The 10,483-nt window shown below is 72.5% G+C and carries 8 protein-coding genes and 1 pseudogene; 3 read left to right on the forward strand and 6 right to left on the reverse strand.

Going from position 1 to position 10,483, the window contains the following annotated elements; genetic code table 11:
- Positions 1-376 (reverse strand): TetR/AcrR family transcriptional regulator (locus GA0115240_RS28055; protein WP_161302510.1); only part of this gene is annotated, 376 nt, incomplete at its 3' end.
- 161 nt (positions 377-537) lie between these two features.
- On the opposite strand from GA0115240_RS28055, the gene GA0115240_RS28060 reads away from it, so the two are divergent.
- Complete coding sequence (locus GA0115240_RS28060) at positions 538-1,665, forward strand: hypothetical protein (protein WP_141708989.1); 1,128 nt, start codon at positions 538-540, stop codon at positions 1,663-1,665.
- Between the two features lie 10 nt (positions 1,666-1,675).
- Positions 1,676-5,107 (forward strand): multifunctional oxoglutarate decarboxylase/oxoglutarate dehydrogenase thiamine pyrophosphate-binding subunit/dihydrolipoyllysine-residue succinyltransferase subunit, encoded by a 3,432-nt coding sequence (locus GA0115240_RS28065; RefSeq protein WP_093740936.1) that lies wholly within the window; start codon positions 1,676-1,678, stop codon positions 5,105-5,107.
- Positions 5,108-5,165: 58 nt separating this feature from the next.
- Here GA0115240_RS28065 and GA0115240_RS28070 read toward each other — a convergent pair.
- From GA0115240_RS28070 to GA0115240_RS35835, 5 genes and pseudogenes are all read right to left on the reverse strand, one after another.
- A pseudogene (locus tag GA0115240_RS28070) lies at positions 5,166-6,399 on the reverse strand (S8 family peptidase).
- 245 nt (positions 6,400-6,644) lie between these two features.
- On the reverse strand, positions 6,645-7,934 hold the full coding sequence (locus tag GA0115240_RS28075; RefSeq protein WP_237555265.1) for a L,D-transpeptidase: 1,290 nt from the start codon (positions 7,932-7,934) through the stop codon (positions 6,645-6,647).
- 477 nt (positions 7,935-8,411) lie between these two features.
- Complete coding sequence (locus tag GA0115240_RS28080; RefSeq protein WP_093740938.1) at positions 8,412-9,185, reverse strand: YidC/Oxa1 family membrane protein insertase; 774 nt, start codon at positions 9,183-9,185, stop codon at positions 8,412-8,414.
- A gap of 118 nt (positions 9,186-9,303) precedes the next feature.
- Positions 9,304-9,618 (reverse strand): DUF6412 domain-containing protein, encoded by a 315-nt coding sequence (locus GA0115240_RS28085; protein ID WP_093740940.1) that lies wholly within the window; start codon positions 9,616-9,618, stop codon positions 9,304-9,306.
- A 196-nt stretch (positions 9,619-9,814) separates the two neighbouring features.
- Complete coding sequence (locus tag GA0115240_RS35835; RefSeq protein ID WP_256070033.1) at positions 9,815-9,949, reverse strand: hypothetical protein; 135 nt, start codon at positions 9,947-9,949, stop codon at positions 9,815-9,817.
- 201 nt (positions 9,950-10,150) lie between these two features.
- Here GA0115240_RS35835 and GA0115240_RS28090 point away from each other — a divergent pair, with 201 nt between their 5' ends.
- Positions 10,151-10,399 (forward strand): hypothetical protein, encoded by a 249-nt coding sequence (locus GA0115240_RS28090; RefSeq protein WP_093740942.1) that lies wholly within the window; start codon positions 10,151-10,153, stop codon positions 10,397-10,399.
- The last annotated feature ends 84 nt before the right edge of the window (positions 10,400-10,483 follow it).

The raw sequence follows: 10,483 nt of genomic DNA on the forward strand, positions 1-10,483 counted from the left end.
CCTTCAGGATGTCGACCAGCACCTTCCTGCGGTCCTCGAGCAGGGTCTCGCGGTAGAGCTTGCCGAAGGAGGGATCGCCGGCCGCCGCGAGCGTCATCTCGAAGATCGCCGTGCCGGAGTCCCTGCGGACCAGCGTGTACATGAGCTGCCCCAGGTAGGCGGCCAGATCCGCGCGCAGATCGCCGCCGCGTACCACCGGCACGATGTCGCGCGCGGTCTTCGACCGGTACGCGTCGACCGCCAGATGCGCCTTGTCCGGCCACCAGCGGTACAGCGTCGCCTTGCTCACTCCCGAGCGCACGGCGACCGCCTGCATCGTGAGCCCCCGATAGCCCACCTCGGGGTCGTCGAGCAGGTCCAATGCCGCCGTGAGCACCGCGCGGGCCGTCTCCTGCCGACGCCGCCGCCCCGGCTGCGAGCCGACAGGAACGGGCAGCGGCCCCGGCCGCGAAACGGGTTCGCCGGAAGCGTTTCGGGAGGTGGACACGGTTTCTTAGCCTGCCACACAATCCGACCAGGCGATACGGAAGGGAAAAAGTGGACAAAACAGCAATTCGGCGGTTGATCGTGCTGACGGTGGGGGCGTCGATCCTCAGTTGTCTGTTCGTTCTGTCCTACGGATACGCCCTGCACGCGCCCACCCCGCACCGGGTGCGTGTCGATGTCGTCGCGGCGCCGTCGAACACCGCGCGGCTCGAGCAGGAGCTGCGGAAGACGGCGCCCGGAAGTTTCGACGTGCGGACCCGGAGCACGGCGCAGGACGCGCGCACCGACCTGCACGACGCCTCGGTTTACGGCGCCCTGGTCGTGCCGTCCGCCGGCCCGGTACAGGTGCTGACCGCCGGCGCCGAAGGACTCTCCCTGCAGCAGGTGGTCACCGGACGGCTCGACATGGCCGCCCAGATGTTGCACCGCCCGGTGCAGACCGTCGACGAGGCGCCGCTGCCGGCCGGTGACCGCAGCGGCCAGTCGTCGTTCGGGCTCGAGGTCGGCTTGGTCGTCCCCGGGATCGCCGGAAGCATCATGCTGTACCTGTTCGGACGCAGGAGCCGGCTGTGGTTCCGGGTCGCGGCCGCCCTCGGCTACGCGGTGCTGTCGGCCGCGCTGGGCGTGCTGGTGATGGACCTCGCGCTCGGCGCGCTGACCGGCTCGCCGTGGGCCCTGATGGCCACCGGCGCCGCCGCCTCGATGGCGTTCCTGCTGACCATGGCCGCCGTGCACACCCTCTTCGGCCTGCCCGGCACCGCCCTGGGAGCCACCGCGATGGTGATCGTCGGCAACGCGGCCAACGGTTCCACCGTCCCGGTCCCGATGCTCCCGAACGTCTACCGCCAGGTGTCGCCGTGGCTGCCCAACGGCGCGGCGATCCACGCCTTCCGCAACGTGGTCTATTTCTCCGGGCACGGCCTGGCGCAGCCGCTGCTGACGCTGGCGCTGTGGGCGCTGGGCTCGCTGACGGTGATCTCCTTCGCCGACCTGCTGCACGGGCGGCAGAAGCGGCGGACCGATACGCAGCACGCGCAGATCCACGCCACCCCCACGCTGGTCCACCTGCTGCGGCGCCGCACGGCCCGGCAGCCGGGGACCGCGGCCCTGGCACCGGCGGCCGCGCCGGGCGGGCAGACCGGGCAGCCCCTGTCCGGCGAACCGGAACAACGACGCTAGGAGACCGGACATGTCGATGCGTGTGACCGAGACCGACGCCTCGGGCCCCACCGCCCCCGGCACGGGCGCGGCCGGCCCGCGTTCCGAGCCACTGCGGGGTGCCGCCCGGGCGCTGGCGGCGCACATGGCGGCCAGCTTGGAGGTGCCGACCGCGACCAGCGTCCGCGCCGTCCCGGCCAAGCTCCTGATCGACAACCGGATCGTCATCAACAACCACCTGGCGCGGGCGCGCGGCGGCAAGGTGAGCTTCACCCACCTGCTGGCGTGGGCACTGGTCCGCGCGGTGCGGGACTTCCCCGGGATCAACGTCCACTACGCCGAAGTGGACGGCCGGCCGGCGGCCGTCACGCCCGCGCACGTCAACCTCGGGATAGCCGTGGACGTGCCGCGCGCGGACGGCAGCCGCACCCTGGTCGTGCCGAACATCAAGCGCGCCGAGCAGCTGTCCTTCGGCGAGTTCCTGGCCGCCTACGACGCGCTGGTCTCCCGGGCCCGGGCCGACCGGCTGACGGTGGCGGACTTCGAGGGGACGACGCTGTCGCTGACCAATCCCGGCGGCACCGGCACCGTCCACTCGGTACCGCGGCTGATGGCCGGCCAGAGCTGCGTGGTGTCCGTCGGCGCGCTCGAATACCCCGCCGAGTTCCGCGGCGCGAGCGCCCGTACCCTGTCCGACCTGGCTGTCGGCAAGACGCTCACCCTCACCAGCACCTACGACCACCGGGTCGTCCAGGGCGCCGCCTCGGGTGAGTTCCTGCGGCGGGTGCATCAGCTCCTGCTCGGCGAGGACGACTTCTACCAGGACATCTTCGCCGCGCTGCGGATCCCCTACGCGCCGATCCGCTGGTCCGCCGACACCGGCGCCGCCGAGTCGGCGGAGCGGACCGCGCAGGTCCGGAAACTGATCAACGCGTTCCGGGTCGGCGGGCACCTGATGGCCGACATCGATCCGCTGGTGTACGTACAGCGCTCGCACCCCGACCTCGAACTGGAGAGCCACGGGCTCACCTTCTGGGACCTGGACCGGGAGTTCGCCACCGGGGACCTGGCCGGCAGCGACCGGCCGATGCCGCTGCGGGAGATCCTGCGGGTGCTGCGCGACGCGTACTGCCGCACGGTCGGCGTGGAGTACATGCACATCCAGGACCCGGTGCAGCGGCGCTGGTTCCAGGAGCGGCTGGAGGCCCCGTACACCAAGCCGAGCCACGACGAGCAGCTGCGGATCCTCGGCAAGCTCAACGAGGCCGAGGTCTTCGAGACCTTCCTGCAGACGAAGTACGTCGGGCAGACCCGGTTCAGCCTGGAGGGCGGGGAGTCGGCGATCGCCCTGCTGGACGCCCTGATGCGCCGGGCCGCCGAGGAGGGCCTGGACGGCGCGGCGCTGTCGATGGCGCACCGGGGCCGCCTCAATGTGCTGACGAACATCGCGGGGAAGACCTACGGCCAGGTCTTCCGCGAGTTCGAGGGCACCGACCGGGCCGAGGGCTCCGGCGACGTCAAGTACCACCTGGGCACGGACGGGAAGTACCAGGGAGCCGCCGGGGAACGGCTCCCGGTGACGCTGGCGGCGAACCCCTCCCACCTGGAGGCCGTCGACGCCGTGCTGCTCGGCATCGCGCGCGCCAAGCAGGACCGCCATCCCGAGCGGCCCTTCGGCACGCTGCCGGTGATCGTGCACGGGGACGCGGCCATGGCGGGCCAGGGCGTGGTCGCCGAGACCGTACAGATGGCCCTCCTGCCCGGCTACCGGGTCGGCGGCACCGTCCGGGTCAACATCAACAACCAGGTCGGGTTCACCACGCTGCCCGCCGAAGGCCGCAGCTCGGTGTACTCCACCGACGTGGTGAAGGCCGTGCAGGTCCCCGTCCTGCACGTCAACGCCGACGACCCCGAGGCGGTCGTCCGGGTCGCCGAGCTGGCGTTCGCCTACCGGCAGCGCTTCCACCGCGACGTGGTGGTGGACCTGGTCTGCTACCGGCGGCGCGGACACAACGAGGCCGACGACCCGTCGATGACGCAGCCGCAGATGTACCGGCTCATCGAGGCCCGGCCCAGCGTCCGCACCCTGTACCTGGAGTCCCTGGTCGGCCGCGGCGACATCACCCGGGACGAGTTCGAGCAGGCGCACCGCGACTTCCGGGACCGCCTGGAGCAGGCGTTCGCCGAGACCCGGCAACTGGCGGCCGGGGACGGCGCCGGCCCGGGCGCCGAGCACCTCACCGGCGCCGGACGGACCGCCGGGGACGCGGCGGCGCCCGCCGCGGAACCGGCGTCCACCGGCGTGGCACCCGACGAACTGGCCGCCGTCGGCGACGCCTTCGGCCGCCGGCCGGCGGGCTTCGCCGTCCACCCCAAGCTCGACCAGCTGCTGCGGCGCCGGGAACAGATGGCGCGGCCGGGCGGCACCGTCGACTGGGCCTTCGCCGAGTTGCTCGCCTACGGCACGCTGCTACTGGAGGGGACTCCCGTCCGGATGGCGGGCCAGGACTCCCGCCGGGGCACCTTCGTCCAGCGGCACGCCGTGCTGCACGACGCCCAGGACAGCCGCGCGTGGTCCCCGCTGACCGCTCTCGCCGCGCACCAGGCGCCGTTCATGATCTACGACTCCCTGCTGAGCGAGTACGCGGCCATGGGCTTCGAATACGGCTACTCCGTCGAGCGCCCCGACGCCCTGGTCCTGTGGGAGGCCCAGTTCGGCGACTTCGTCAACGGGGCGCAGATCGTCGTGGACGAGTTCGTCTCCTCCGCCGCCCAGAAATGGGGCCAGCACTCCTCCCTGGTGCTGCTGCTGCCGCACGGCCACGAGGGAAGCGGCCCCGACCACACCTCCGCGCGCATCGAGCGGTTCCTCCAGATGTGCGCGGAGGACAACATGACCGTGGCCCAACCGTCCACCGCCGCCTCCTACTTCCACCTGCTGCGCCGCCAGGCCCACGGCCGGCCGCGCAAGCCGCTGGTGGTCTTCACCCCGAAGTCGATGCTCCGGGCCAAGGGCAGCGCCAGCCCGCTGGCGGACTTCACCAGCGGCCGCTTCGAGCCGGTGCTGGACGACCCGTCGCACCCCGACCCGTCCGCCGTCCGCCGGCTGGTCATGGTCAGCGGGAAGCTCTACCACGAGCTCGCCGCCCGGCTGGCGCGGCAGCCCGATCCGACGATCGCCCTGGTCCGGATCGAACAGCTGTGTCCGCTGCCCGTCGAGGCGCTGACCCGGATCGTCGACAGCTACCCGGACGCCGAACTCGTCTGGGCGCAGGACGAGCCCCGCAACCAGGGCGCCTGGACGTACCTGCTCTCCGAGCTGTCCCCGCTGCTGCCCCGCCCCCTGACCCTGATCTCCCGGCCGGCCTCGGCGGCTCCCGCCAATGGCTCCAGCAAACGCCACACCGCCGAGCAGGCCGACCTGGTCGCGCGCGTCGTGACCCGCACCGCTGCCACCGGGTGAGCCGTCCGCGCCGGGCGGCGGCCGGCGCGGACCGACGCGGACGCGTCGCGGGGAGCGGTTACAGGCCGCCGGTGAACAGCAGCCGGTTGGGGGAGTCCTGGGCGACGGTCAGCACGTTCTTGGTGGACTGCTCGGTGAGCCAGCTTGCCACCGCCTCCGGGGTCGCCGCGGGGTTGGCGGCCTTGTAGAGCAGGGCGACGCCCGCGGCGTGCGGGCTGGCCATCGACGTCCCGTCCATCGTGACGCTGCCGCCGCCGAGCTTGGCCGAGACGATGGCCGTCCCCGGGGCGAAGAGCGACAGGCACGGGCCGAAGTTGCTGAAGTCGGCCTCCTGGTCGTTCCGGTCGGTCGCACCGACGGTGAGTACGTCGTCGGCGCCGGCCGGTGAGACCTGGCAGGCGTCCTTGGTGTCGTTGCCGGCGGCGACCACCGGGAGGACCCCGCTGTCCCAGACCTTGTCCGCGGCCTGGTCGAGCGCCGGGGAGGCGTCGCCGCCCAGGGAGGCGTTCAGTACGGCGGGCTGCTGGGCGTGGGCGGCGACCCAGTCGAATCCGGCGATGACACCGGCGAGGGTGCCGTAGCCCTGGCAGTCCAGTACCCGGACGCTGACCAGTGTGGCCTGGTGGGCGACACCGAAAGTGGCGCCCCCGACCGTGCCGGCGACATGGGTGCCGTGGCCGTTGCAGTCCTGGCCGTCGCGGCCGTCCCCGACCGCGTCGTAGCCGGGCACCGCGCGGCCGCCGAACTCGCTGTGCGCGAAATCGATGCCGGTGTCCACGATGTAGGCCGTGGCGCCCTGGCCGGTGCCGGCGGTGGTGAACTGGTTGTCGAGCGGCAGGGTGTGCTGGTCGATCCGGTCCAGCCCCCACGAGGAGGCGAGCGCCCGGCCCGCCCCGTCCCCGGCGTCGGCGCCGGCGGTGTTGCTGCCGGCGCCGCTCGTCCGTCCCCCCGCCGGTGCCGGTGCCGAACGCGGTGGCGGTGGCGTTCTCCTCCACCGCCTCCACCCCGGGGGAGGCCCGGACCAGATTCAGCTGCGCCGCGGTCAGCGTGGCGGCGAAACCGCGGAACACCTTGCTGTAGGTGAAGCGCGGCGACAGCTGCGACTGCCGGGCGAAGGCCGCCGGGTCGAGGTCCCGGTGCAGGGTGACGATGTACTCCCCGGGGACCGCTCGCCCCGAAGGGTGCTGCGTGACGGGGACCATCGGCGTCGGTTCGGCCGATGCCGAGGGGACGACGGCCAGGGGAACGATCAGCAGGACTGCCGCGGCCAGGCCGCGTGACAGCAGGCGCATACGAGGACTCCGTAGTGGGGCGACCGCCGCCGAGCGGGGCCGCGAACGCATCGGAGGTCCAGGGTCCAGTGATCAGCCGCGCCCGCTCCCGCGACACTCCCGCCACGGTCCCCACGTCATCCGATGGCGGCCTCGGGTAGGCCGTACAGGTCAGTTGGCGGCCGGCGCGTTGTCCGGGCCCGGCAACGCGGACGGCCCCGGAGCGCCTGCGCGCTCCGGGGCCGTGAACAGCCGGGCCGGGAAGGTCAGTTGGCCTTCCATGCGGACCAGGACATGTTCCAGCCGTTCAGGCCGTTGCTGGGATCGATGATCTTGTCGGGCGAGCGGACGACCTCGACGACGTCGCCGATCAGCGAGTGGTTGTACACCCAGGCGGCCGGGGTGTTCGGGTCGCCGCCGCCCTTGACGTCGTGCAGGCCGACGCAGCCGTGGCTGGTGTTCTCATGGCCGAAGACCGACAGCGGGCGCCAGTAGTTGCCGTGCTCGAACGTCCCCGAGTCGGACAGCCGCATACCGTGCGGCACGTCCTTGATGTGGTAAGCGTTGCCCAGACCGACGGTGCGGGAGTCCATGTTCACCACCGGGTCCTTCTCCTCGATCACCATCTTGCCGTTGTACGTGGTGTGCTGGGCGTCACCGAGGCTGGCCGGGAACTGCTTGTACAGCTTCCCGCCGCGATAGATCTTGAGCGTCTTGGCGACGCTGTCCGCCACCGAGGTCTGCGAGCGCCCGATGGTGAAGGAGACGTCCTTGGACTGCTGGCCGTAGACGCCGGGCGACATCTTCACGCCGTTCAGCCGCAGGTGCAGCGTCACCTTCGTGCCCGGCGTCCAGTAGTTCTCGGGGCGGAAGTCGATCCGCTGGTTGCCGAACCAGTGGCCCTGGACGTCCGCTCCCGAGCTGGCGGTGACGGTGATCCCGCGGTGCGTGGCGGCCTGGTCGGCGACCGGCTTGTTGAAGCGGATCGACACCTCCATGCCCACGCCGTACGTCGCGCCCGGGTCGACGTTGAAGACGCCGTAGTTCACCGACTTCGGCTTCAGGGTGGTGAACGAGGACTGCTGCACCGAACTGCGGCCGGTGGAGTCCGCCGCGGTCGCCGACACCGTGTAGCGGGTGCCGGTGCGCAAGGTGGCGGACGGCTTCCAGCTGGTGCCGTCCGCGGATATCGCGCCGTCGACCGTGTCGCCGCCGGCGGCCGTCACCGCGACCTTCGTCAACTTGCCCTTCGCGGTGGACACCTTCAGCGCCCCGGTGGTGTCGACACCGGTGGCCCCGTTCTTCGGCAGGATGCTCAGCGCCACCTGCGGTGCGGGAGTGGTCGTCGTGCCGCCACCGGCAATGGCGCCCTTGCCGTCCTGATGGTCCTTCGCGGGGGACCCGCCCCCGCTGCCTCCGCAGGCCGTCGCCCCCAGCAGGACGACGCCCAGCGCGAGCACCAGCCCGCCCTTCGTCGAACGACGGGTGCGCGCTGCCGCGCCCCCCGCGGAGGTCTTTTCCTGGGCGGCGCTGTCAGCCGCCGGTACCGTGATCAATCGAGTCTCCCCATCTCGCCGGTCGCACTAGGTAGGAGGGTACGGCCGGGGTCCGCGGTTGCAGTTGTCGCGGGGCCGGTACACCTCGCACGGCCGGAAGCTCGACCGTACTTCCGGTTTCCGGGCCGCCGGCGACACGCGATGGGCCCGCCCGCACGGCGGACACCCTCCAGGCCCTGTCCGGGCGATCTTCTCGGGCCCGCGACGACGGCCGCGGCATCTCGCTGCGTTGTCGGAGTCGTCCGAGTCGTCCGAGTCGTCCGAGTAGGGCCCGGTACAAGGACGGGTTCCGGCTGATCCGCCGGACGTGCCGGCCGATGCCGACGCCGACGCCGGCCTGGCACGAGCTGAGTTGTACACCGACAGCGACGACCTTTCGCGTCTGGTCGGGCGGGCGGCCACCACCCGCCGCGACGCCGTCCGTGCGGCGCCCGCTCACGGGGCGGCGGTCGCTGCCGCGGACCGAACAACCCCCCTTCAGCGCGTTCCGTCGGAAAGTGCCGCTGCCGAGGCGCTCGGCGACATCTCCCGGCGGAGCACGTACTGCTCGACCGCCGACCAGGTGGTGCTGGTCACCACGTAGAGGGATGCGGCGAGCGGGACGACGGCGATGGTGACCAGGGTGAAGAAGGACGTCAGCGGCAGCAGCCGGGTGAGCCCGGCGACAGCAGCGGCGCCCGGCGCTGTCGGGTCCGTGCCCGGGTCGATGGCCGCCTGCTGGCGCCGGCTGCGGCGGTAGGTGGTCGTGGCGACCACCGCGGTGATCGCGAAGAGCACCATCTGGACGACTCCGGTGGCCCCGAACACCTCGCCGCGCGCGAGGGCGTGGGTCCACCGCTCCCCGAGCGGGGCGCCGAGCAGGAAGTGGCTGAGCAGTTCGTTGGGGCCGCCACCGATGCGGCCGTTGGAGAACACCCGGTACATCAGGTAGAAGGCCGGCAGTTGCAGCAGTACGGGCAGGCAGCCGGTGACCGGCGACACCTTTTCCGCCGCGTACAGCGCGCTGAGCTCCTCGCGCAGCGCGGCGGGGTTCTTCGCGTGCTGCGCGCGCAGCCGCGCGACCTGCGGCGCGAGCCGGGACTGCGCCCGTTGCCCCCGTGCCCCCGCACGGGCGAGCGGGTGCAGGGCGAGCCGCACGCAGAGGGTGAGCAGCACGATCGCGGCGGCCACCGCGGACGTGTGGAACAGGGGCTGGAGCAGGTCGGCGATGCCGTCGACCACGTGGGCGAAGGCAGCGAGGATCGAGGTCATGGGTGTGCCCTCCGAGGGTCACGTCGTATCGGCTGGGATGCGGCGTGACGGCCGGCGCGGGGGCGCGGAGGTCTCAGGGACGCGGTGACGCGGTGACGCGGCAGAACCGTGCCGACCCCTACGCGGCCGTCGGAAGACTCCGGCCAGGGGCTCGGGGGCGGGTGCGGCCACGGGCGTCCGGGTCGCGTTGCGGCAGGAACGCGGTGCGCTCCCAGCGGTCCCGAAGCGCGGTCCGTACCCGCTGGCGGGGCGCGACGGGCACGGACCGGGCGGCGGCAACCGTGCAGCGGACGAGTGCCGCGGCCGCGGTCGCCGTCGCCGCGACGGCGACGGCCGCGGAGAGCGAGAGGCCGGGTCCGGTGAGGAGGATCTGCGCGAGCGCGAGAAACAGTAGGACGGCTGGCAACCGCCGCAGTACACCGCCTCCGGTCACACAGTCCTCCTCCCGGCGCGGTCCCGCGGACGGGAGCGGATGTGAAGCCAACTCGTCGCTCCGCCCCCGTTATACACGACCGGCGGACGCAAGTACCCCTGCTTTCGGGCCTGTTCCGGGCGGACCCCGGCCGGGTGTCCACCGGGCGCCCGGTCACCGCGGGGGCCGCCCCGCCACCGCCACCGGGGGAGCGGGGTCAGACGGCCTGCGCGGTGGGCAGGATGGTGATCTCGGTGAGGTTGACGTGCCGGGGGACGGCCGCCAAGAAGGCGACGGTCTCCGCTATGTCGGCGCCCTGAAGGACGTCGATGTCGTGGATGAGGTCGGCCACCGCGGACCCCTTGTCCCAGGGACCCCAGCCGTACCGGGCTTCAGGCTACTGCGGCGTGACCGCGACGAGACCGGAACGACAGCGGCGGCCGGAAAGCTCTGTCCCAGGCCGTGCGGGGGCACGGCGATCGGACCCGGGGAGACCCGAGGAAGGACGTGCACGACCAGGCGTACAACCAGGGCGGTACTGCTGAAGGCACTGGTGCCGCTGGTGGTGACGGGAGCCGCCGTCACCCTGGCGGCCGGCCCCGCGCAGGCCGCCACCGGGTCGAACGGCACGGTCTCCATCACGATTTCGGGGACCGCGTCACAGTGGAACGTCAGCGGCCACTGGGACGGCGCCAGCCCGAACGACGACTGGTTCGGCCATATTCTGATCATCGGCCCGAACGGCTTCAGCCGCAACGGCGTCTACACCAAGCGGGGTGAGCCCTGCGAGACCGTCTCGTAGCCGCCGTCAGCAGTGCACGGGCCGTGCCGCCCGGCCGACCCGAGCCGGGCGGCACGGCCGTGTGCCGGGCGGGCGCGGGCCTGG

It is taken from the genome of Streptomyces sp. DvalAA-14, from assembly GCF_900091855.1.
Classification (GTDB): Bacteria; Actinomycetota; Actinomycetes; order Streptomycetales; family Streptomycetaceae; genus Actinacidiphila.